Origin of the sequence: Tenacibaculum jejuense, assembly GCF_900198195.1 — a bacterium.
Taxonomy (GTDB): domain Bacteria; phylum Bacteroidota; class Bacteroidia; order Flavobacteriales; family Flavobacteriaceae; genus Polaribacter; species Polaribacter jejuensis.
Map to the genome: position 1 here is coordinate 724,374 of NZ_LT899436.1, position 24,358 is coordinate 748,731.

Consider the following 24,358-nt stretch of genomic DNA (forward strand, 5'->3'; position numbering starts at 1 on the left):
AATTATTCTTAGTTTAGCAAATCAAAAATTCTAAAAAAAATATAAAAGTGATAAAAAATAGCTTTTCAAAAAGTATCATTCGAATCCCTAAATTTCCTTTTTCAGATTTAAAAAAGATTCTAAGTATTGAAAATGAGAATCTTTTCTTTGAAACAATAGTTAGTAATAATGATTTTATGCATGGGATATTAGTTTCATCACCTGATTTTTATTATGAACTAAAAAAAGTCAATACAATTACGGATTCTAAAAAGAAGGAAAAAATAAAGATTGCATTACTAAAATATTTTATACGGTCGACAACAAGATGTATTCCTTTTGGGTTATTTTCAGGTTTAGGGATAGTAGAAAATATTTCTTCAGAAGAAGAAAATGGTCTTAAAATTATTAATTCTTACCAAAGGACAAGACTTGACTCTCAACTATCTTACAAGATATTCAATAGTTATATCAATAACGAATTTATAAGTAAACATTTACTCTATTTCCCTAATTCCACCCTATATAAAGTAGGAAATAAATACAGATATATTGAGCACACTTTAACTGAAAATTCATTTTTAAAATTTGAATTTAGTGAAATAACTAAAAATAAGTATTTAAAGGAAATATTAAAATTAGTTAAAGAAGGAAATAAATATGTAAAAATAGTTGATTTTTTAATAAGCAAAGGGTTCTCTAAAGAAGATTCTGAGAATTATATAAACAGTTTGATTGTAAATAAAGTGATAGTTTCTGAGCTAGAAATCTCAACTGTAGATTCTACTATAGAGAAACAATTAAATACAACATTTAAAAAAGTAATAAATGAAACATCTGATAATGAGATAAAGAATATTTCTAATTATTTACAAGATAAAATAACAACTTTAGAAAAAATAGATTCTAAGGAAATACAGGAATCTATTAAAGATACTGCAAGTATCATTGAAGTTTTAAAAAATGATAGCGAAAATCAAAACAATAATTATTTACACAAAGATTTATATTTCAATATTCAAGGCAGTTTTAGTGATAGTCAATACAATTTGATACAAGAAGCCATAGATGTTTTAAATACTCTTTTATTAGAAAATGAAGATCATTTAACTGACTTAAATAATTTTAAAGATGCTTTTTACAAAAAATATGAGACTAAAACAGTACCTCTGCCTTTAGCTTTAGATTTAGGAATAGGAATAGGTTATGGAAACACTTTAAATTCATCAGGAAAAGAGAATAATAAGTTGATAGAAGGGTTTCCTTATAATTCAAATAACACATTTCTAAAGAAAACACTTACTTTGAGTTCTGTAGATTCTTTTTTAATTAGGAAAATTGAAAAAAATCGTAATTCCGATGCAATAGTTATTACAGAAAAAGAATTATTATTTCTAAAAAATCTAAACAAATCATATAATAAAACAAATCCTACTTCAACAGTTAGATTTAGTTTATTTAAAAGTGAAGACAATAATGACTTTATTCATATAAAATCAATTGCTGAGACATCTCCCAATAAGATTTTAGGACGATTCTCTCTATCTAATAAAGGAGTCAAAAAACTATGTGAAGAAATTGCACTTTTTGAAAACCAAAGTTTTGGAGAAGATACTATTGTAGCTGAGATTGATCATTTACCAGATACAGTATCAGGAAATTTGATAATGAGGTCTAAAATTAGAGATTTTAAAATAAACTATATAGGTGGAAGTAATTACAATGAAAAAAACATTGACGTTTCAGATTTATTATTATCACTTCAAGGAGATGAACTTATTTTATTTTCTAAAAAGTTAAACAAGAGAGTTATACCTTATTTCTCCAGTTCTTACGATGAAATGTCTATTAATAATATTCCTATTTTTAAGTTTTTGTTAGACTTACGTGCTCAATATGAAAGCAAAAAAAAATGGTCGATAGATATAAAAAAAATCCATAATCTTTTTTTACATATACCTAGAATAACTTTTAAAAATATTATAATATCTAAGGAAAGTTGGTATATTATTTCTTCTAATTTCTTTGAGAAAGAAAACAATTCTTTAGATATTGCAATACAAAACTTTAATTATAATTGCCAAAAATTAAAGTTACCTCGTTACTTTGTTATTTTAGAAGAAGATAGAGAGTTCTTAATTGATACTCATAATTCCTCTTTATCAAAATTATTTCTGAAAGAACTCCAAAAAAAGAAACAATTACAAGTACAAGAATTTCTTCTAGAGCATTACAAATCTATTTTTCAAGAAGGAGATGATGAAAAACAGTTTAACAATGAATTCTTCTATTTTATTAAAAATAAAACTGCTAAACTTAATAGAATTTCATTAAATAAATCAAATAAAAAAACTATTAAAAGATCATTCTCTTTAGGTAGTGAATGGATTTATTTTAAAATATACATAGATTCTAAAGTAACAGATGCTTTATTGATTAAGCTAGAAAGAAAGTTATTAGACCTCTTGAAAAAGAAAAAAATTAAATCTTTCTTTTTTATCAAGTTTACAGACCCCAATTATCATATAAGATTAAGAATACTAATAAACGATGAATATGATTTTAATCCAATTATTTCGCAAATAAGTAAAGTATTAAAAAAATATTTTACTAATTATATTAGTGATATAAAACTAGATACGTATAAGAGAGAGTTAGAGAGATATGGAGGAAGTGATATTGTTTATTTCGAGAATATATTTTTTGAAGACAGTAAGCTTGTAATTAACATCTTAAAAAACTATAAAAATGTTCTTAAGGAAAAATGGTTTTATAGTTTAATAATTATAGATGTTTATTGTAATTTATTTAAATTCTCTTTAGATGAGAAAATTGCATTTGCTAAATATGTAGAAAATTATTTTTCAGATGAATTCAATTATAATAAAAATACTCAAGTATACATTAGTAGACAATATAATAATTTTAAAAAAGATTCACTTTTCTTACTTCAAAATTATAACACCTTCGATTTAGATATTGGTTTAGATGAATTTAAAAAAAATATAAAGGAAGAGATTAATAAAATTTCTATTAAGAATAAAACTCAGGAAAGGCAGTTTCTTATGAGTCTAATTCATATGCACATAATTAGATTACTAGGTGCCCATAAAAATCGACTTTACGAGTTCATGATTTATTCTATTTATTCCAAATCTTTAAAAACTTTAAGTTATATCAATAAAGATTTTGTTTGATGCTCTAGGTTAAATAGAAACCTATTAGTAGTTAAAAAAGTAAAACTATTTAAAAGTTTTTTAATTTATTTAGTAAAACTATTTAATAATAATTATTTTTGTGTATAAGCAGTATACACTGTATTAAAATTTTGATAAAGCGTTAGCTTTTATTCTTGTTATTGAAAATCGCCAAATTTTGAATTCCCACAAGAATAGATTAGCAACGCTCACTCTCTGCGTAGGCATGATCTATTCGTGGGAAAGGTGTTTGGCGATACCTCAATAACAGTAGGCTACTGTTCCTCGGTTTTTTATGAAAAATATTTTTTTACATGAAAAAAGTTATTTTAGGAATAGCGGTGTTTTTATTGTCTATTACGTCGTCATCCCTTACTTCAAAATAGAAGACGGGAGCTTTAAAAAGCAGATTTTTCAGTGTTCATATCTCAGAACTATATGAAAATCCTTTATACAACGAAAAATAAAAGTACGTGTAAAAAGCATTGTTATATCTTCATATAACATTGGTTTTTTTCCTGTTTCGAGCTTCAAGACAATACAGATGCAATTACTATTCTGTTTGATGTTGCGCCCAAAACAGGATCTGAAATACTTTAAAGAAGTAAATTAGCTCGCTAAAGCTCCTGCTTCTGCAACTGCGTGATCATTTTCTACTGTGCTTCCACTTACTCCAATAGCACCAATGATGTTTCCATTAGCATCTTTTACAGGAACGCCTCCAGGGAAAGTGATTAATCCACCATTGGAATGTTCAATATTGTATAATGAACCACCAGGCTGAGATAATTCACCAATTACTCCTGTGTTCATATCAAAAAAACGAGCTGTTTTTGCTTTTTTAATAGAAATATCTAAAGAACCTAACCAAGCTCCATCCATTCTTGCAAATGCAACTAAGTTGGCTCCTGCATCAACAATAGCAATGTTCATTTTTGTATTCAATTCAATAGATTTATTTTTTGCTATTGAGATTATTTTTTCTGCCTGTTCTAATGTAATACTCATATTTTCTGTTATAAAATTTTGAGCAAATTTAGAGTTGATGTACTTTTTTAGAGTTACTAAAATAGTTTATTAGCTTATGAAAAAAGGTCAACTTTGTGAAGTGTTATTTAAAAGCTTGATTTGGACTAAAACCAAATTTATTTTTAAAAGCAATACTAAAATTAGAAAGATTGTTATAACCAAAATCTAGAAAAATTTCCGATGGCTTTAATTTACCTTGTTCTAGTATTTTTTTTGCATTTTGAAGTCTTTTGTCTTGAAGCCACTTTCCTGGAGACATATCGTACTCTTTTATAAAATGACGCTTGAACGTTGATAAACTCATGTTACACAAAAAAGCGATTTCTTCTAGTTTTAAGTTTGAAGAGATATTACTTTCTACAATTTTTCTGAGCGAAGACGGTTCTTCATTAATCAAAGAGTACAAATAAGATTCGAATTGCTCTCCATATTTTTGTAAGAGATAAAGCATTAATTCTTCGAATTTTACAGATAGTAAATTTTCAACAAAAATCTTTGATTCTCTTCCCATTGTACTTAATGAATTAAGATACGAAGAAATGTAGGCGTCATTTCTAATGATTAAGTAAGGAATTTCTACCGTATTTGCTTTATCATTTTTGGTATATTTTTTTAGAAATTCTTTTAATTTTTTTTCAGAAAAGAAGAAACATGTACAGAAATAGATCGCTTCTGTATCTAATAGTTCTGTCCATAAACAATTTCCTTTTTTAAGCAATAGAGATTGATCTTTATTCACAGCGACAGATGTTCCTGAAAAGTGAACTTGTTTTTTCCCAACTTGTAGAAAGCTAAACATATGCATGCTTAAATTGACTTTGCTTTTAACAACATCATTAGTCATTTTTAAATTATAAACAAACAAATCTGGAACTTCTTGATTTTCGTTAAAATAAATTTCAGGGATGTTTTCTATTGGCATTTGAAAATTTTTAGTTTGTAAAATGTTGGTTTTAGCATATTAATTTTGACTGAACCTTTGGTCTTTACCACCGCAGCTAAATTAGTTAATGAAAATGAATTTCAATTATATATCATTACTTATAGCTTTATTACGTATAGTATTTTACTCAATAAAGTATTTATTATTTGAATATTTTAAATTGAACTTACCTTCAGTCCAACCCTTGTCTAAAGCAAATTTTATAGATTCACTTACAAATTTAGGAGTTACTATTTTAGGGTTGAAATCTGGGGGGATATTTTCATTAGTATTGATGTAATTCCAAGGATCATAAAAACCGAAATCAATTTTTAATATATTTTCACTTTTTGCTTTGTCTGGTGCAACCAAAATATATCCGCAAAATTTCCAATAATATAACCTATTCTCAACAATTATTTTTCTGAAACCTTTTTTTGATATAGCCACTACTATTTTGTTTATGTTTTAAGTGTAATTTCAACTAATATTATCAATGTTTTTATTTACAATACTTTTTGAATTTTAGGCTTTTAAGAGCTTTAAAGAATTCATTTTGAATTGAATCTGACAAATTATTTCCGTAAAAGCTTAATCGTGTTTTATTTGAGTTTGGTCCACCCCCTTTTAGACTATCTATATAAATACCACTAGCTCCAAATCCTTTATTTTTAGGTTTAATAAATTTAGCTTGAAAACAAGCTATACTGTCTAAATGGTATTCATATTTCAGGTAATCTTGAGGTTTATACTTTGAGTTCAAAAAGTCATCTACAATTAAGTGTTTAACTTTTTCTAATTGCTTCTTTTGTTTGTCTGTGAATTCAGAATATTCAGATTTATCAAAGACTAAAACTTCATTATTTTTTGTTAAATCAGGTGAATACCACCCTAAATCAAAAATTAAGGTGTCGTTTTTATTTGTTATTAAACCACCAACATAACTATCAATTCCTTTGATCTTATATTTGGACCATTTTTTAGGTACAGTTATTTCAAATACTCCATAATTGACTGTTTTATTATCCGATTTATCACAAGACATAAGTGTAAATAAAATAGTTGTAAACAATATTTTTCTTAAAAAGGTCATTTGTTATTATAGTTTAAGACTTTTCTTTTAAGTTGTAATAGATAAAAAGACACTAATCTTATATAATTTGACTAAATAAATAATATTATTCCTTTACAAATTTTATTATGTTACTGTCTATTTTTAAAAGATATAATCCTGATGACAAATCTTTGATGTCTAAAAGAGTGTTATTATTTTCAATCTTATTTTCTAAAACAATTTGTCCAGTTACATTGTAAACTTGAAAATGACTGTCATTTAATTGCTCTGTATCAATTAAATACTGTTCAAACAGCAGTAATTCTGATTTTAAATCTAAACCTAAAGCATTGTAATTTTTATAAATACAATCAGAAATTTCTGATTCAAATTTATCAGATTTTACAGATTGTGAATAATGAGAATGATTACATAAAAAGAGAATACATAAAAGAACAACACTTTTTTTCATTTTTAGCAATTTCATATCATATATGATTCTTGGTAGTAAATTTAATTAAAAAGTTTGAATTACTAATTTTCTAAGTTAACTTACACCATTGTAAACAAGTAGTATAATTTAATATTAATACTTATTTGTGTTTTCATATAATTCGTTTTGTTTATCTAATTCGTGTATAGCTTTTTTAATCATATTTTCATTTATTTCTTTAGTAAGAATCAAACGATTTCCTGTGACATAGTCTCTATATTCATTAAAGAGATTATTTAAATGGTTTATTGTCATGAAAATAGCCCATCTTTTTGATCCGTCATCAAATTTTATAGTAACTTCTATACATGAATTATATTTATCATTGATTTCATCATCAATATTAATGGAGATTATCTCAGGTGCTTTGTAGTTGGTGAAACAGTAAGAAGGAATCCAAACCAGTTTATTATTGTTATTAAGTATTCTGAATTGATCTGTTTTAACATCTTTTATAAAGTAACGTTTTCTTTTTGTAATGTGATCAGCATATAATGCTTCGTTTATGCAATAAACAGATTCTCCCTTTTTCATACGAACATGAATTTTATTTGTCAAGTTAAACTAAATCTATCTTTTACCAATAACATGCATCGTCCATTCATTATGTCCTTTGTTATTGCCATGTTCAGGTTTATCGAATCCAAACTAAACCCCGTTTGATAATTTTAATTCAATGTAACCTGGAGTTATATATTTTTTAGTGAAATCTATTCTTAATATATTCAACTCTATTATGGTGTCAATTAAATTAGGCGGCTTTTTATCATTTGGAATAATCCACCAGTTAGAGATAGTAATACGTTCGCCACAGTTAATATGAGAAACATAATCTGAAAAAATGCCACTTAATTTATTACCATCATTAAAGTGAAGTTCGATATTACCGTATCTCCAAATTTTTGAAGATTCTATCGTTTCATTATTTAGCCAATCTTCAGGCGGGAATTTTTGATTTATAATTTCGTCTTTCTCTTCACCAAGTTTTAGGAATCCAAATTTTCCAGTTTTTATGAATTCTAAAATATTTACATTAATTTTTATCCAATCCATTTAGTGTATTAGCATATTTTTTTACTTGTGATTTTCAATAATACGTAGAAAATACTAAAATACCTTTGAGTAGAAGAGTAGATAATGAAAAATAGAACAGTAAGATTTCGATAAAATTTACGATTTTATCTTACATTATTAATCTCTTTTCTTATAAGCTATATTTGTAGCTATACTATAAATTACTCCTATAATTAGTCCGATTAAACCTCCCAAATAACTAAAATTATGTATTGTACCCACGGTAATAAAATCCTTTTTGTGAATTACATTTTTAGGTAAATACCAATTTGGTATATTTTCAATTACATTAATTTTGCTGTATATAAATCCTATTAAACCTGTTAGAAAAGCAATAATAATTGTGTAGATAATGGCCTTTAATGTTATTCTAAACATAGTATTACCGTCTTTATGAATAAGCCCTGTAAAACCAAGTATAATACCAGAAATTAAACCAACCCACCAAGTAGATAATACTCCAATAATTCCAGCACCAAATCTTGGACTATTTAATATAACTTCAGGTGTTTCAGAAGTTCCCATATTTTGTCCCATTCCCCAATTATAAAGTCCGAATTGAAAGAATTTGAACTTGGTATAATATTCTTCAGCTATAGAGAAGGTAATCTGATCATGTACAATACCATATATACTTCCTAGAAAAGGAGCAATGATAAGAATTAAAATGAATGCAATTGCTTTATTCATAAACGTTTTATTTATTCAGCCATTTTAAATTTGTTTCCATTTAACATCTCAATCTTTTCAATCCAGAATTTTGGAATTCTATCTTCACAGCCACTTGATTTATTAGCGTCAAGATATCCAATCAATCTATATTTAAAACCAAATTCTTCGCTTATGTTCAAGTAAAATAAATCACTTAATTCCTCTTTTCCTGTAATAAAAAGAGGATCAACTTCTGTATTGAGTAAGTGGTTAAAAGTTGTATCACTAACAGCAAGAACTTTCATGTCGTCATTCCATTCTCCACAAGCATATCTCATATACATAGCTTCTATTTTTACAATAGGTGTTTTATTAAATTTATGTTGACAACTAGTTATAAGCAATGAAATGAGTCCGAATAAAATAATTTTTGATTTCATAGTGTTTTATTTTTTGATAACATGCATAGAATTTTTTGATATAGCGTGATGGAAATAACCATAAATTTCAAATATAATTATAATGGGCTAAAGTTTACTGTTTGAGTAGTTATTGGTTCTAATTTTGAGTTTTCTATATCAGATAAGTATTTAACTGATGTTAATTATTTTTTTGAATAGACTTAAAATTATGTCAAATCTGTAATAAAGAATCACGTCTTTTTTTATCCTTAATTCGTCATAAAACTTCTTCCATCTATAAATAATTTTGCTTCATTATTAAGACTAAATAAAAATAATGTTTGTAAATGAAGCTCCTCCTTTTAAAGAATTATCGTTAAATAATTATCTATTTAATGATGAATCTTTACAGTTATATGAAGATTATGTTTCAAAGACTTTAGGATATATTCAGAAGTTTTTAGGAACGAGAAAATTCTACAAAGGAGACAACCTCGAAGAAATTCATGAGAATAAATTAAAAGCTCGATTAGTTGATGTTCATAGCTCAAAATCAATTGATAAAGCTTTACAGGAACTTAATGATTTATATATAAATCATGCAATACGTTTTCATAATCCAAATTATGTAGCGCATTTAAATTGTCCAATAACATTACCGTCAATAATTGCAGAGCTTATAGCAACAACAGTAAATACAGCGGTAGAAACTTGGGATCAAAGTACTTCGGCAACGTTTATAGAGCAAGAAGTAATTCGTTGGATTTGTAATGAGTTCCGTTTCGATACAAACTCAGACGGAGTATTTACAAGTGGAGGAACACAATCGAATTTTATGGCGCTGTTAATGGCAAGAGATCATTACGCTTTCGAGAATTATGGAATCAATATTAAGCAAAACGGATGGTCTGAAGAAGTAAATAAATTCAAGATTTTCTGTTCAGAGAAATCACATTTCAGTATTCAAAAAAATGCAGCTTTATTAGGTTTAGGTTACGATGCTGTAATTCCTGTTAAAGTAGATGAAAAAATGCGAATGGATACTGAAGCTTTATATGTAGCTATTGAGAAAACCAAGCAAGAAGGAAATATTCCTATTGCAGTTGTTGCTACATTAGGAACTACAGATTACGGAAGTTTTGATCCATTACAAACTATAGGGAAAATTGCGAAAGAGCAAAACATGTGGTTACATGTAGACGGCGCTTATGGTGGATGTTACATTTTAACTGAAACACATGAACACCATTTTAAAGGAATGGAAATGGTAGATTCTGTAACTGTAGATTTTCACAAAACGTTATTCCAACCTGTAAGTTGTAGTGCTTTTTTAGTAAAGAATAAGCAGCATTTTCAATATGTGTCATATTACGCAGATTATTTAAATCCGCTAGAAAATAAAGACAAAGAGCGTCCGAATTTAATTGAAAAATCAATTCAAACAACTAGAAGATTCGATGCTTTAAAAGTATGGTTAACCTTAAAAACTTTAGGAACAAAAACTATTGCTTCATACTTAGAGGAAGTACACCATTTAGCAAAACAAGTGTACACGAATTTAAAAGAGAATTCGAATTTTGAATTAGCCCATGTTCCAGAATTAAGTACTGTTGTTTTCCGTTATAAAAACTCTGAAGCAGCACACGAACCTACTCACGATGATGTGAATTTATACATTAAAAACAAATTATATACATCAGGAAAAGCTTCTGTAGCAAGTACAAAGTTAAACGGAAATATCTATTTGAAATTTACACTTCTGAATCCTAAAAACACAATAGAAAATCTACTAAATATTGTGAAAATGATTGAAGAAGCAGGAAAACAATATCAACCCAAAACCGAATTATTATGAGTAAGCATGTAGCAGATTTTATAGCCGTTGGAGTAGGACCTTTTAATTTAGGTTTGGCTTGTTTAACTGAGCCAATAGAAAATTTAAATGGTGTTTTTTTAGATAGAAAAGAAAAGTTCGATTGGCATCCAGGAATGTTGTTAGAAGATACCACATTACAAATTCCTTTTATGGCAGATTTGGTAACGTTAGCAGATCCTACAAATGAATTTAGTTTTTTAAATTATATCAAACAGAAAGGAAGAATGTATTCTTTTTACATTCGAGAAAACTTTTTATTATTAAGAAATGAATACAATCAGTATTGTCAGTGGGCTATTAGTAAACTAAATAATATTCATTTTAATACAGATGTAACTCATATTGATTATGATGAGAAAGAGAAAGTTTATATAGCTACAGCTAGATGTACAAAAACAAAAGAAATAAAAATTTATAAAGCTAAAAAGTTAGTTTTAGGAACAGGAACTCCACCTTACATTCCAGAATGTTGTAAAAAACTAAGAGGAAAAGCTGTTCATTCTTCAGCATATTTAGATCATAAAGAAAGTTTACAAAAGCAGAAAAAAATTACTGTTTTAGGAAGTGGGCAAAGTGCTGCTGAAATTTTTTACGATCTATTATTAGAAGCAGATACAATTGGTTATGAATTAAATTGGATTACACGATCTCCAAGATTCTTTCCTTTAGAATATTCTAAGTTGACATTAGAAATGACATCTCCAGAATATGTAGATTATTTTTATGATTTACCTAGTGAAAAAAGAGACGATTTAATTAAAAATCAGAAACATTTATACAAAGGAATAAACAGTGATTTAATCGCTGCAATTCACGATACTTTATATACGAAACGAGTAGTTGCAGAAGATAAGTTGAAAGTTTCTTTAAGGACAAACACTGAACTTATTGAAACTAAATTACAAGACAATACAGTTCAATTAGAATTACATCAAGTTGAGCAGAATAAATACTTCCAACACGAAACTGAAGGGTTGGTTTTAGCAACAGGATATTCGTACCAATTACCAGAATTTGTAAATGGAATTTCAGATCGAATTCAATGGGATGAAAAAGAGCGTTTTGATGTAGCACGTAATTATAGTGTAGATAAAAATGGTAACGAAGTTTTTGTGCAAAATGCAGAATTGCATACTCATGGTTTTGTAACTCCAGATTTAGGAATGGCAGCTTATAGAAACTCATACATCATTAAAGAAATGACAGGAGTAGAACATTATTCTGTAGAAAGTAAAATTGCTTTTCAACAGTTTGGTGTAAGTCAAGAAGAAGAAATTATGAAGAGCATAATGAGTCACTAACTATAAATTATAGATGTCAGTTCGAGTGATTTTTAAATTGATTTAGTTGAAATCAATTTAAAAGTATATCGAGAACAATTTGTGAAATGAATACTTCTCGATAAAAATTTTCTCCATTGTGTTATGAATAATTTCACTCGAAGTGACAGTAAAGTTTGAAACAAATGAAATTAAAAAACTTTTTGATTTTAATGACTTTTGTTGCTGTTGTTAGCGACTATTTATTACATCCTTTTTATCCACAATTTTTTGAGTTACGATTTGGTGTTAAAAACCCAGAATTGGTTGGTTATTACTTTGCTGCGATTTGTTTTATGGTAATGATTGCTTTTCCTTTTTGGGCTTATATATCTAAGAAAGTTTCAGAGTTAAATATATTGGTTTACACTCAGTTTGTAGCTGGTATTTTAGCCTTGTATTGCTTTTATACCAGTTCTTATCTTCTATTTTGGATTGTCTCATTAATTATGATTTTATTCAAAGGAAGTTACCTTTTAGTGTATCCTTATATTTTAAAAATAATTACAAAAGAAGAGCATCCTAAAGTCATTGGTTTATTATCAGTTGTTGTTCATTTAGGTGGAATTTTAGGCGCAGTAATTGGAGGGTTAACAGTAGATTTAATTGATCCTAGAAATATCTTTTTAATCATGGCAGCTGGTGATTTTGTTCAAATGGGAATGAGCGGATATTTATTGAAGAGTGATAAATACGCAACGGGATTAATTGTTTCAGAAGAAGTAAAGACGGAAAAGAAATTAATTCCTAAAGGTTTCATTTTGAAATTGGGTTTAATAACACTGATTTTATATTTCAGTGATTTCTTAATCAGACCGTTTTTCTCATTGTATTGGGAGAGTTTTTCAGCATATAAAACCAAGTTTATATCAGGAACAGTATACGCAATTCCTGGCTTTGTTGCTTTAATCACACTTTGGATTAACAACAAAAGAAAAACTCAAAATGGTTATAAAGGAATTGTAAATGCATTAGTTATCGCTTTAATCGGACTTTTTCTTCAGGGAATTCCTTCTGATGCTTTTGTAGTTGTTGGAAGAATAATTTACGGATGGGCAATTTTCCAAGGCGTTGTAAAATTTGATATTCTTTTATTCGAATTGAGTACGCCAGATTCTTATGCATTAGATTATAGTAAAATTCATTTTTTCCAAAATTTAGGAGTACTAATTGCTTCACTAAGTGTAGGTGTTGTTGTAGATAAATTTAGTTTACAAATTCCGTTCACCATTGCTTTAGTTGGATTTGTGATTACACTGGTTTTATACTTCTTCGTATTTAAATCTGTGAGAGTAACTCATAAAGAACTCGCTAAAACTTAAGTTATGAGTAAGCAAAAAATAATTTTTGAAAAGAAGTATGATTCAATAGGTCAGATTAGTATACGATCTTTTGATGTGAAAAATGACAGTGAGTTTTTACATTCTTGGGTAACAAAAGAGTATGCTTTTTTTTGGGGAATGCAAGATGCTACTTTAAAAGATGTAAAAAGAGAATATAAAAAATTGACAAAACCAGAACATTATGATGTTTTTGTTGGAGAATATAATAACGAACCTGCTTTTGTACTAGAACGTTACGATCCTAAACAAGATATTGTGGGAGAGTTTTATAACGCTAAGCATAATGATTGTGGAATACATATTATCGTAGCTCCACCAACTGAAACTAAAATTCCAAATTTTACTTGGTTTATGTTTAGAGCCATCATGGATTTTATCTTTTCTAATAGCTCTATATATCGAATACTAGTTGAACCAGATATTCGAAATAAAAAAATGTTTGCGCTCTGTGAACGTATTGGTTTCCAACTTGGAGATATTATTGAGTTACCATATAAAACAGCCCAATTAGCATTTTTAACAAAGCAAAATTATCAGCAAAAAATAAAAACACTTTTACCTTCAAAAAGAAGTAGTATGAATACTATAGATAATGTGGTTTCTCCACAACAATCAACACAACATATACAACCAAAAGTTTGGCAACAAGCCAATCGATTATTAATAAAAAAAGCCTTATGTGAGTTTTCACACGAGTTACTAATAAAGCCAGAAATCATTTCTAATTTAGAAAAAGGATTTCATCATTATAAAGTTTACAGCGATCAGAAAGAAATTCGATATGAATTCTATGGAAAACCTATGGCTATGAATCATTTTTTAATTGATGAGTTTTCAATTAAAAAGTTCGAAAATGATAAAGAAGTAGCTTTAGATGCTATATTTTTCATTAAAGAATTCAGAAAAGCTTTAGGTATTGCAGATGAAAAAATGCCTGTATATCTAGAGGAAATTATTAGTACTTTATACGGAAGTACTTATAAAATCACAAAAGGAAATCCTACTGCTAAAGAATTGGCAACAGCAGATTTTCAAACTATAGAGCAGTCTATGACCGAAGGTCATCCTGGTTTCGTTGCTAACAATGGAAGAATAGGTTTCGATAGTACAGATTATCGTTCGTACGCGCCAGAAGCAGGAAACTCTTTTTCATTATTATGGTTAGCTGGTCATAAAAGTAAAGCCGTTTATTCTGCGTTAGAAAGTTTGCCTTACGAAAAGTTAATTCAACAAGAATTAGATCCATCAACAATAGTTCGATTTAATAATACAATTTTAGAAAAAGGATACCGACCAGAAGATTATCTATTCATTCCGATTCATCCATGGCAATGGTTTAACAAGCTCGCAAATATTTTTGCTCCAGAAGTAGCTAAAGGAGATTTAATTTGTTTAGGATATGGTCCAGATCAATATTTAGCACAACAATCAATTCGTACATTATTTAATACAACTAATCCCCAAAAATTCTATACCAAATCTGCCCTGTCAATCTTAAACATGGGCTTTATGAGAGGTTTGCCATTATATTACCTAGGAACAGCTCCTAAGATGGCAGTTTGGTTAGAAAATTTACTATATAACGATACTTATATAAAACAAAACGGATTCAGAATGTTAAGTGAGATAGGATCCGTAAGTTATGTAAATCCTTATTTTGAAGAGTTTGGACCACATAACGATTATAACAAAATGTTAGCATCATTGTGGAGAGAAAGCCCGTACTCAGTTGTAACAAAAAATCAAAAGCCAATAACTATGGCGGCTTTACTCCACATTGATCATCATGGGAATGCTTTATTACCAGAAATTATAAAAGATTCTGGAATTTCAATCGACGATTGGATTAGAAAATATTTAAAAGCTTACTTGAGTCCAATGTTGCATTGTTTCTACTATTATGATTTAGTATTTATGCCTCATGGAGAAAATATCATTTTAGTTTTAGAGCATAATATTCCAGTGTATGCTTTACTAAAAGACATCACAGAAGAGGCTTGTATTTTAAGTGAAGAGGTAGAATTACCAGAGCACTTAAAACGTATGTATGCTCCTGTACCAGAAGATGTAAAATTACTTTCAATCTTCACAGATATGTTTGACGGGTTCTTTAGATTCTTAGCACCGATTTTATTTGAACATGCACACTATTCAGAAGAACGTTTCTGGGAGTTAGTTGCAGAAAATGTAACAGAATATCAAGCACATTTTCCAGAATTAGAAGAGAAGTTTAAAAAGTACGATATGTTTGCCGATGATTTTAAATTATCATGCTTAAACAGATTACAATTAAATAATCATAAACAAATGATCGATTTAGATGATCCTGTAGCGTTACTTCAGTTTGCTGGGAAATTAGAAAACCCAATAGCACAATTTAAAACTCAAACTGTATAGAAATGATTTCAACAAATACAGTAATTTTTTCAAAAGATATTCCTAACGTAGGAAAAATAAGTATTCGTCCGATTCATTTAGATGAGGACATAAACTTTCTTCATGAATGGCTTACCATGCCATATGCAAAATATTGGGGAATGTTAGAGTATACGTTAGATCAAGTAAAACAATCGTATCTAGAGATAGAAGATAACGAAAATCATCATGCTTTTATAGGTTTACTAAATGATGTTCCTGTGTTTCTTATCGAACGTTATAAAGCTTCAGAAGATGTTATAGCAGCACATTACGATGCTTTATTAGGTGATTACGGAATGCACATTTTGGTAGCTCCAGCAGAAAAAAGAATTCCTCAATTTACTTGGTATGTATTCTCTACAGTTATGGAATATTTTTTCAGTTTGTCTTTTGTAGAAAGAGTAGTAGTAGAACCAGATAAAAACAATGAAAAAATTCATGTATTAAATAAAAAAGCGGGCTTTGTTTATGATAAAGATATTCAGTTATCAGATAAGATAGCTTCATTGGCTTTTTGTACAAGAGAATCATTTCAAGAAGCCATAAATAAGATATAAAATGTCACAAAATATAGCACATTTACAGCCTCATATTTGGAAGATTGTAAATCGTAACTTAATAAAAAAAGCAATTAGTGAATTTGCTCATGAGCTTATTATAAAACCAAGTTTTGTAAAAGAAAAAGGTGAGTATTTAGTTTATGAAATTAAAACTGATTGCGAGAGATTCAAGTATCAATTTGAAGCTAAAAAGAACTTTTTAGATCATTGGAGTATTTATAAAAATAGTATCATAAAAAATGATGTAAAAGGAAATAATTTAGATTTAGATGCAATTCATTTTATCACAGAATTTAAATCTACTTTAGGAATTCCAGATAAGTTTTTAGCCACCTATTTAGAAGAAATTACAAGTACACTTTTTGGTGCAGCCTACAAACTATCAAACGAGAAATATTCAGCTACAGAACTTGCAACTCAGAGTTTTCAAGAAATAGAACATGCAATGACTGAAGGTCATCCTTGTTTTGTCGCAAATAACGGAAGGATAGGTTTTAATACTAACGATTATCATTTGTATGCTCCGGAAGCAAATACACCATTTAAAATTTTATGGTTAGCTGTTCATAAAAACTATGCAACTTACGCTGCTGTAAAAGGTTTTGAATATGAAAGTTTATTAAATAATGAACTTGGAAAGGAAAAAGTATACGAGTTCAACCAAATATTAAAAGAGTCAAATGTAAATACTGAAGACTATCTTTTAATGCCTGTTCATCCTTGGCAGTGGACGAATAAAATCACCCATGTTTTTGCCGCAGATATCGCCAAGAAAAACATTGTCTTAGTTGGTGAAAGTGATGATTTTTATTCAGCACAGCAATCCATCAGAACATTATTTAATAGAACTAATCCAGAAAAGTTGTATACCAAAGGAGCTTTGTCGATTTTAAATATGGGCTTTATGCGTGGTTTATCGCCTTATTATATGCAAAGTACGCCACCAATCACAACTTGGATAACTGATTTACTTGCTGAAGATGAATATTTAACTGACAATGGATTTACAATGCTTGGTGAAGTAGCTACTATTGGTTATCAGAATCATTATTACGAAATTTTAGGAAAAACAAATCCGCATAATAAAATGCTATCTGCATTGTGGAGAGAAAGTCCGTTTACCAAAATTAGTTCCAATCAAAGAGTATTAACAATGGCTGCGCTATTACACATAGATACTCAAGAAAATTCTCTTTTAGCAGGATTAATTGATAAATCTCCGTACGTAACTACAACTTGGATTCAGCGTTATTTAAAAGCATATTTAGCTCCATTATTACATTGTTTTTATAAATATGAATTTGTTTTTATGCCTCATGGAGAAAACTTAATATTAGTTTTAGAAGAAGATACTCCAGTTTATGTTTTGATGAAAGACATCACAGAAGAGGTGATTGTTTTCAATAAAGAAATGAATTTACCAGAGCATGTTGATAGATTGTACACAGAGACTTCAGATAAAATGAAAGTACTATCAATTTTTACTGATGTTTTCGATTGTTTTTTCAGATTCTTAGGAGCACAGTTAGAACTTCATGTGAACTTTTCTGAGTACAACTTCTGGCAATTGGTAGCAGATTGTATTTATGAATATCAAGAACAACATCCAGAGTTTATGGATAAATATGACCGTTACGATTTATTTGTTGATGAATTCGATCGTTGTTGTTTAAATAGACTCCAATTAGGAAATACAAAACAGATGTTGAATTTAGCTGATCCTATCGAAAGTTTAAAATTAGTAGGAACTCTTGAAAATCCATTAGCAAAATTCAGAAAAGAAACGAAATCAAAACCATCTTTAGAAACGATATAGTATGACTTTTGAAGCAATTACTAAGTTGATTAAAGATAGAAGATCAACATATGCATACGATTTTTCTGAAGAACAATTATCTAAAGAAACTATTGAGAATATTGTGTCAAATGGATTATGGGCACCAACTCATAAACTAACGCAACCATGGAGATTTGTGGTTTTAGAAGGAAAACACAAATTAGCATTAGGTGAGTTTATGGCAAAATATTACCGAGAATTATATACTGAAGAAGAATTTTCTACAGAACGATTTGAATCCACAAAGCAATATGCGAAAAATGCCACACTATTAGGTGTAATTTTTCAGCCTAGCAAAAGAGCACAACTTCCAGAATGGGAAGAAATTGCTGCAATTTCCTGTGCTATTCAAAATATGTGGTTAAGCTGTACTGCTGCAAATATTGGTTGTTATTGGGATACAGCTTCAGCAACTATGGAATACGGAAAAAGAATTCCTTTAGAAGAAGGGGAACAGTTTTTAGGAATCTTATTCATGGGGAAATTGAAAGAGAATATTGCATTGAGCAATAGAAGAAGAAAACCATTGTCTAAAAAATTGACTTGGCTAAACAACTAAAATTATGAAACAAACTACTAAAAGAATATTAGAATTAGATTTAACAAAAGGGATAGGAGTTTTTTTTATTCCTATGGCGCATACATTATTAATTTATGGAACTACCGAAACTCAAGAGAATAATTGGTTAGGGTTAGTAGTTCATTTCTTCGGAAAATGGGCAGGGATTTTTATTATAGCCATGGGATTTTCTTATGCACTATCAAAAAAGAATACAGTTAAAAGTTCAATTAAGCGAGGTTTATTGTTACTTGGAGCAGGTTATTTTATGAATTTCTTAAAATTTATTGTTCCGCTATTTTTAGGTTTAATTCCAGATAGTTTTATCGAAGCTTATGGATGGACACCACCACCAACTTTTGATAACATGGTATATATGGTATTAACTGGTGATATTTTACAATTCGCAGGTATGTGTTTATTATTCATGGGAATAATTCATAAACTTGTTGAGAAATTTTCAAAATGGGTGACAATTGTCGCAACATTATTAATTTTAGTTTCATTAGAATTTATAAGAGGTTTTAGGTTAGGTATACCTGGAGTAGATTATATTTTCGATTTACTTTGGGGCGATCAATGGAATGTATATTTCCCAGTTTTTCCTTGGTTTGGATTTACTCTAGTTGGAATGTTCTTCGGATATTGGTATAAAGAAGCCGATAAAAATAGATCCTTTATTTTCAAAAAAATGTTAATTGCAGGAATTCCAGCAGTTATTACAGGTGGTATACTTTGTTATTTGAATTATGATTTTCATATGAGAGATTACTTTCATTTAGGAATTGGCGGATACATCTATTTAATAGGTTTTAACTTAATGTCTTTTTCTTTAGCGTATTTCTTAGTAAAACAATTTAATGGAAGCAAAGTGTTAGACTTCTTTTATTACTGTAGTAAAAAAATCACATCGATATATATAATTCAATGGGTTGTAATTTGCTGGGGAATGGGATTTTTTGGTTATCATAACCAAAAAAATAGCACGGTAATTCCTTTAATGATTTTATTCACTGTACTTACACTTTTTATTCAAGTTATAGTTGATAAACTTTTAGCTAAAAGGAAAAGTAAGAATGTTTTAGCAGTATCTAAATCTTAAATTTTAAAGGAATGACTGCTAACTATAAACATTTTAAAGTCGATTATTATCCTGAACATGAATTGTTAATTTGGAAAATTAATAGCAAAGGAATTCCTAATTTTTCTCTAGAAGGATTAAAAGAGTTTGAAACTTTTGCAGATGATTTACAAATGGTTTTTGCAGATAAATCATATCCCTTAAAGTATATAGCTTCGGCATCTTTACATGATGAAGTTTATAATATGGGAGGAGATTTACCTTTTTTCTTTGAGCATATTATTTCAAAAAATAGAGCTGTACTTACAGAATACGCGCATTCGTGTGTTACAGCTATCTATAATATTTATAACAGTTTTAATTTGCCGGCAATAAGTGTAGCTTTAGTAGAAGGAAATGCTTACGGAGGCGGTTTTGAATGTGCTGCCGCACATGATGTGATTATTGCAAATAAAAAAGCCAAGTTCTGTTTACCAGAAAAGAAATTTAATCTATTTCCAGGAATGGGAGCGTATAGTTTTTTATTTAGAAAGTTAAATTTTAATATAGCATCAAAAGTATTATACGAAGGTAAAACTCATAATGCCTCTGAGATGAATGAGTTCGGTTTAGTGAACGAAGTATTTGATGAAAATATTGGCACTTCCAGACTTATCGCATACACAAAATCAATCAGCTATAATTTTATTTACAATCACTTTAAATGTATTAAGAGAGTCTTTCCCATACAAAAAGAAGAATTGTTAGATATCACTAATACTTGGGTAGATGCATGTTTAAATTTAGATAAAGCTAGCTTAAGACGCATGGAATTAATTATAAAAGCGCAGCATAGAAAACTTAAACACAAGGTATCTTAATTAAAATTTTTTATTTCGATATGACTTAGGAGTTATCGATAGCATTTTTTTAAATGCTGCAGAGAAATGGGTAGGATTTTTATATCCTACCAACTCTGCTATTTCGTATATGGGTTTTGTTGTGTTAGAAAGTAATTTTCTAGCTTCATTCATTCGCTGTTGAAGTGAAAATTCAAATATGGTAACACCGAAATTTTTCTTGAATTCTTTTTTTAATAAAAATTCATTCAAATAAATCTTTTTAGAGAGTTCGTGAACAGAAAATTGTGTATCTAAATTATTTATAATTAAATCTTTTGCAAGATGTATCTTTTTCAGAGTAGTAGAAGTATGTATGCCCTTCTTTTTATTTTCAAACTGAAGTAATATTAATTCTAAAACTTTAGCTTCTAAGAAAAGACGTTTTAATAATCCTGTTTTTTCATCCGAAAGAATTTCACTAATTATATTTTGAGTTTTATAGTCTAATTGATTTGAAAAATTTTCTTTGATATGTTCGATGGAGAAATTTTTGTAAATAGGAAAGGAAGCAGCTAATTGATGTTTTTTAATAAACTCATCAGACATTTTAATAATAATTTCACTAATCACTTTTTCTTTAGGGTAAGAAATATAACCATCTGATTTGTTGATAAAGGAAATACAGCTTTCCATCTCTTCTTGAATTAATTCAATTTCAGGTTTGGGAACGTAAATTTTCTTTTCTCCTTTTATGAGTAAAGAAAGCAAAAGAGAATCTCTTTCATAAAAGCCAGTAATTTTAGTTTCATGATTAAATTTTATTTCTCTTTTCCTAACCATCAAACCATCAAAACTCCAACAAATGACTTCACCAGAGCCAAAATTTTCCTTAACCCGAAAAAACTTTGTAGTTAAGCCACAGTGAATGTTGCTGTTAGTTAATTGTAGGATTTCATCTAAAACATGTTCGTTGCTACTATCAACTTCTATGTTTATGGTTTCCATGGTTCGTCTTTTTTTATCCCAAATACGTCATTTTTATCATCATCAATCTGAATAATTTTACATCCGAATAATAAATCAATTTATTATTTAAAATTATTCTAAATAATTTTGCAGTATACGGGGAACATTATACATTTGCTGCAAATTTAATATTAAATCAGTCTAAATAAAAATAAATGAAAAAAATTATACTTTTTTTTCTGCTGTGTTTATATAGTGTTGTAAATAATGCACAAATAAGCGGGAAGGTTGTAGACAACAACAATGTCTCTTTAGCGGGGGTTACTATAATAGTGAAGGAGACAGCCAAACAATTTGAAACAGATATAGATGGAAAGTTTTCAATTGAGGCAAGTAAAAATGATGTGATTATTCTTTCTTACTTAGGTTTCAAAACAAAAACAGTTCGAGTTTCTGAGTTATCTAATAATTCAGCTATAGTTCTTTATGAAGGAAATGAACTTTTGAAAGAGGTAACAATAACCAATCAACAAAATAAATTTTCAAGAAAAAAGACAGCTTATGTAGCCAAGTTACCTTTAAAAAACATTGAAAACTCTCAGGTTTACAGTACAATTACTGATGAATTATTAGTTTCTCAAAATGTAAATAATTTTGAAGATGCTTTAAAAAATGCAGTTGGAGTTGATAAATTATGGCAGTCTACAGGTAGACCTGGAGATGGAGCAGGATATTATTCTATTCGTGGTTTCGCTACTCAACCACAATTAGTGAACGGAATGCCAGGTATTACAAATGGTTTTATCAATCCTTTTAATGTAGAACGTGTTGAGGTAATAAAAGGACCATCTGCTACATTATTTGGAAGTACAGTTACTTCTTATGGAGGATTAATCAATATTGTAACTAAAAAACCATACAAAGGAACTGGCGGAACGATATCTGTTGGTGGTGGATCATTCGGATTTAAGAAAGTTGCGTTAGATTTAAATACAACGGATAGCAGTGAGAAATTTTCTATTCGATTTAATGCAGGTTTTCAATCAGAAGATAGTTTTCAAGATGCTGGTTTAAGAGAATCAGTATTTATGGCACCAGCTATTTCATATCAGGTTAACGATCGATTAACATTAAACTTTAATTACGAAGTTTCAGGAAATAAACAAACCAATCCTGTTTTCTTATTCTTAAACAGATTAGGACCTTTAGCTTTTAATAATTTAGAAACATTAAATTATAATCCTGATTTATCTTTTACAGATAATAGTCTACAGATAAGTAATCCAACACAAAACTTTAGAGGAGAAATTGCGTACAAGATTACAGACAATTGGTCTTCTCAAACTATTGTTTCAGGAAGTAGTGCAGAGTCTGATGGTTACTATACATTCATCAATAATATTTTTGCCAATCCTTTAGATCCTACTCAACCGAATCCTTTTTTCTCAACAGTAGGTCAAAGAACAGATGCAGAGACAAACTCTTTTGATATTCAACAGAATTTTACAGGAGATTTTAAATTAGGAACAATTCGTAATCGAGTATTAATTGGAGTAGATTATTTAGAAACTCAAAATATCGATAACAGTTCAAATTTTGCATCATTAAACATTATTACTGCTCAAGGACAGTTAATTCAAGGTTTACCAACAAATAGAAATAATTTAGACTTTGTACTTACTGGAGTAGTAAATGCGAATACAAATGTGAATCAAAATGTATTAAGTGCTTATGTTTCTGATGTGATTAATATTTTACCAGAATTATCTGTAATGGCAGGTGTGCGTTACGATCGTTTCGATTACCAAGGTGATAAAAATACAGAGTTGGATAATGCAACAGAATACACAAAATCAACATTTGCTCCAAAAGTAGGTGTAGTTTATCAACCAATTTTAAATAAAGTTTCTGTATTTGCAAATTATCAAAATGGATTTAACTACGTGAATCCTGTATTAGCAAATTCAGTTCCAGGAGATTTTACTTCACCATTAGTTTTACGTTCTTTCGATTTAGAAAACGCAGATCAGTTTGAAGGAGGAGTGAAAGCAAATTTATTTGGGAATAAATTAGAAACTACCGTAAGTTATTATAACATTACTGTCGATAATAAAATTATTGGATTTGGACCTACACAACAGCAAGATGGGAAAGTAAAGAGTCAAGGAATTGAATTAGACTTCAACGCGTATCCTGTTGATGGTTTAAATCTTAGAGGAGGTTTTGCTTACAACGATTCAGAAATATTAGAATCAACATCTAATCCATTATTAGTTGGTCAAAGGTTTGGTGAAGCAGGAGCAGAATTTACTTACAACTTCTGGGCTGATTATAGATTTCAAGAAGGAAAAATTAAAAACTTAGGAATTACTGCAGGATTTAATGGATCAAGTGATTTCAATACTATGGAAGGATATCCAAATGTAGGTGAATTTATATTACCAGCTTATACTGTAATTAATGCAGGTTTATATTATGATCATCCAAAATTTAGAGTAAGTTTCAATGTAAATAATTTAACAGATGAAGTGTATTACAAAGGTTGGAGTACACTGACCCCTCAACAACCAAGAGCTTACTTTGGTGCTTTAACATACAAATTTTAAGACTTAAGTAATTTGAACTAAAGCCATGAAAGCAAAACTCTAAATCTTTTGATTTAGAGTTTTGTGATTAAAAATTACAACATGATAACAGTAGAAATTTCAACTTTACTTTTAGGTGTTTTTATAATGTATAGCACTTCCAATAAAGTAGTTTTATTTAACAATTCATCGT

The 24,358-nt window shown here is 28.7% G+C and carries 21 protein-coding genes; 11 read left to right on the forward strand and 10 right to left on the reverse strand.

The window, feature by feature from the left end:
* Positions 1-47 precede the first annotated feature (47 nt).
* Positions 48-3,176 (forward strand): lantibiotic dehydratase, encoded by a 3,129-nt coding sequence (locus tag AQ1685_RS03400; RefSeq protein WP_095069458.1) that lies wholly within the window; start codon positions 48-50, stop codon positions 3,174-3,176.
* 609 nt (positions 3,177-3,785) lie between these two features.
* On the opposite strand, the gene AQ1685_RS03405 is transcribed toward AQ1685_RS03400, so the two are convergent.
* The 9 genes from AQ1685_RS03405 to AQ1685_RS03445 all read right to left on the reverse strand — a co-directional run bounded on the left by AQ1685_RS03405 (position 3,786) and on the right by AQ1685_RS03445 (position 8,743).
* Positions 3,786-4,184, reverse strand: a complete 399-nt coding sequence (locus AQ1685_RS03405) for a GlcG/HbpS family heme-binding protein (RefSeq protein WP_095069460.1) — start codon at positions 4,182-4,184, stop codon at positions 3,786-3,788.
* A gap of 103 nt (positions 4,185-4,287) precedes the next feature.
* Positions 4,288-5,127, reverse strand: coding sequence for a helix-turn-helix domain-containing protein (locus AQ1685_RS03410; RefSeq protein WP_095069464.1), 840 nt, complete (start codon positions 5,125-5,127; stop codon positions 4,288-4,290).
* A gap of 144 nt (positions 5,128-5,271) precedes the next feature.
* Complete coding sequence (locus AQ1685_RS03415; protein WP_095069466.1) at positions 5,272-5,577, reverse strand: hypothetical protein; 306 nt, start codon at positions 5,575-5,577, stop codon at positions 5,272-5,274.
* A gap of 52 nt (positions 5,578-5,629) precedes the next feature.
* Positions 5,630-6,220, reverse strand: a complete 591-nt coding sequence (locus AQ1685_RS03420) for a hypothetical protein (RefSeq protein WP_157730071.1) — start codon at positions 6,218-6,220, stop codon at positions 5,630-5,632.
* An 85-nt stretch (positions 6,221-6,305) separates the two neighbouring features.
* Entirely contained in the window at positions 6,306-6,653 is a 348-nt protein-coding gene (locus AQ1685_RS03425) for a T9SS type A sorting domain-containing protein (protein ID WP_157730072.1), read from the reverse strand.
* 114 nt (positions 6,654-6,767) lie between these two features.
* The gene (locus tag AQ1685_RS03430) at positions 6,768-7,208 is read right to left on the reverse strand and encodes a hypothetical protein (RefSeq protein ID WP_095069472.1); all 441 of its coding nucleotides are present in this window, start codon (positions 7,206-7,208) and stop codon (positions 6,768-6,770) included.
* A gap of 114 nt (positions 7,209-7,322) precedes the next feature.
* Positions 7,323-7,727: a hypothetical protein gene (locus tag AQ1685_RS03435; protein WP_095069474.1), complete on the reverse strand. Its 405-nt coding sequence runs from the start codon at positions 7,725-7,727 to the stop codon at positions 7,323-7,325.
* Positions 7,728-7,865: 138 nt separating this feature from the next.
* Entirely contained in the window at positions 7,866-8,438 is a 573-nt protein-coding gene (locus AQ1685_RS03440) for a hypothetical protein (protein ID WP_095069476.1), read from the reverse strand.
* An 11-nt stretch (positions 8,439-8,449) separates the two neighbouring features.
* A complete protein-coding gene (locus tag AQ1685_RS03445) occupies positions 8,450-8,743 on the reverse strand; it encodes a hypothetical protein (protein ID WP_157730073.1) in 294 nt (97 codons plus the stop codon).
* A gap of 394 nt (positions 8,744-9,137) precedes the next feature.
* On the opposite strand from AQ1685_RS03445, the gene AQ1685_RS03450 reads away from it, so the two are divergent.
* The 9 genes from AQ1685_RS03450 to AQ1685_RS03485 all read left to right on the forward strand — a co-directional run bounded on the left by AQ1685_RS03450 (position 9,138) and on the right by AQ1685_RS03485 (position 20,653).
* Positions 9,138-10,655 (forward strand): pyridoxal phosphate-dependent decarboxylase family protein, encoded by a 1,518-nt coding sequence (locus AQ1685_RS03450; RefSeq protein ID WP_095069480.1) that lies wholly within the window; start codon positions 9,138-9,140, stop codon positions 10,653-10,655.
* Entirely contained in the window at positions 10,652-11,977 is a 1,326-nt protein-coding gene (locus AQ1685_RS03455; protein ID WP_095069482.1) for a lysine N(6)-hydroxylase/L-ornithine N(5)-oxygenase family protein, read from the forward strand. The genes AQ1685_RS03450 and AQ1685_RS03455 overlap by 4 nt, the downstream gene beginning before the upstream one ends.
* A gap of 164 nt (positions 11,978-12,141) precedes the next feature.
* Positions 12,142-13,317: an MFS transporter gene (locus AQ1685_RS03460; RefSeq protein ID WP_231970246.1), complete on the forward strand. Its 1,176-nt coding sequence runs from the start codon at positions 12,142-12,144 to the stop codon at positions 13,315-13,317.
* A gap of 3 nt (positions 13,318-13,320) precedes the next feature.
* Positions 13,321-15,735 (forward strand): GNAT family N-acetyltransferase, encoded by a 2,415-nt coding sequence (locus tag AQ1685_RS03465; RefSeq protein WP_095069486.1) that lies wholly within the window; start codon positions 13,321-13,323, stop codon positions 15,733-15,735.
* A 2-nt stretch (positions 15,736-15,737) separates the two neighbouring features.
* Positions 15,738-16,313 carry a GNAT family N-acetyltransferase gene (locus AQ1685_RS20445; RefSeq protein WP_197697494.1) on the forward strand — a complete coding sequence of 192 codons (576 nt, stop codon included), beginning with the start codon at positions 15,738-15,740 and terminating at the stop codon, positions 16,311-16,313.
* Between the two features lies 1 nt (position 16,314).
* Positions 16,315-18,132 carry an IucA/IucC family protein gene (locus tag AQ1685_RS03470; protein WP_197697495.1) on the forward strand — a complete coding sequence of 606 codons (1,818 nt, stop codon included), beginning with the start codon at positions 16,315-16,317 and terminating at the stop codon, positions 18,130-18,132.
* A gap of 1 nt (position 18,133) precedes the next feature.
* The gene (locus AQ1685_RS03475; protein ID WP_095069488.1) at positions 18,134-18,712 is read left to right on the forward strand and encodes a nitroreductase family protein; all 579 of its coding nucleotides are present in this window, start codon (positions 18,134-18,136) and stop codon (positions 18,710-18,712) included.
* A gap of 4 nt (positions 18,713-18,716) precedes the next feature.
* The gene (locus AQ1685_RS03480; RefSeq protein WP_095069489.1) at positions 18,717-19,814 is read left to right on the forward strand and encodes a heparan-alpha-glucosaminide N-acetyltransferase domain-containing protein; all 1,098 of its coding nucleotides are present in this window, start codon (positions 18,717-18,719) and stop codon (positions 19,812-19,814) included.
* Positions 19,815-19,825: 11 nt separating this feature from the next.
* Entirely contained in the window at positions 19,826-20,653 is an 828-nt protein-coding gene (locus AQ1685_RS03485) for a crotonase/enoyl-CoA hydratase family protein (protein ID WP_095069491.1), read from the forward strand.
* Here the strand turns inward: AQ1685_RS03485 and AQ1685_RS03490 are convergent, their stop codons facing one another.
* Complete coding sequence (locus AQ1685_RS03490; protein ID WP_095069493.1) at positions 20,654-21,619, reverse strand: helix-turn-helix transcriptional regulator; 966 nt, start codon at positions 21,617-21,619, stop codon at positions 20,654-20,656. It lies immediately after the preceding gene.
* Positions 21,620-21,795: 176 nt separating this feature from the next.
* On the opposite strand from AQ1685_RS03490, the gene AQ1685_RS03495 reads away from it, so the two are divergent.
* On the forward strand, positions 21,796-24,186 hold the full coding sequence (locus tag AQ1685_RS03495) for a TonB-dependent receptor (protein ID WP_197697496.1): 2,391 nt from the start codon (positions 21,796-21,798) through the stop codon (positions 24,184-24,186).
* The last annotated feature ends 172 nt before the right edge of the window (positions 24,187-24,358 follow it).